Below are 592 nucleotides of genomic sequence, written 5' to 3' on the forward strand. Positions count from 1 at the left end.
TACCCGTAGTACAGAACAAAGGCTTTCGCCCGTCGGCAAGACCGCTCGATAGCCCCGCTGGCGGAAACCGCCCGCATATCGCTCGGTAGGCACGGTAGCCGCTTACCCGTATTGCGGCTCTCTCTTTCGCCCCCGGCAAGCCTTCTTGATAAACACGGTAGCCGCTTACCCGTATTGCGGCTCTCTTTCGCCCTTCGGCAAACCTTCTTGATAAACACGGTAGGCGCTTACCCGTAGTATGGCATTTAGGCTTCCGCCCCTCGGTTGGATTGCTCGGTAGCCCCGCTGACGGGCAGGTACTCCCCGCGCCGCGTTCGGGCATAAAAAAAGAGCGGGGGGTTCGCCCCGCTCTTGTGCGTCCTGCCTCTATGCCGACTGTCGGTAGGCTTGCTCGGCAGACAACTATGCGGAAATCGCTCGGTAGGCACGGCAGCCGCTTACCCGTATTGCGGCTCTCTTTCGCCCCTCGGCAAGCCTTCTTGATAAACTCGGTAGCCGCTTATCCGTAGTACAGAACAAAGGCTTTCGCCCGTCGGCAAGACCGCTCGGTAGCCCCACTGGCGGAAGCCGCCCGCATATCGCTCGGTAGGCA

General features: G+C 60.5%; 1 protein-coding gene. It reads right to left on the minus strand.

The genetic code is table 11. The features are described from left to right. Positions 1-218: hypothetical protein (locus tag AWU74_RS12855; RefSeq protein WP_238580246.1), on the minus strand; the 218-nt coding region annotated here is incomplete at its 3' end. Positions 219-592: the final 374 nt, after the last annotated feature.

The organism is Treponema endosymbiont of Eucomonympha sp. (genome assembly GCF_001028545.1).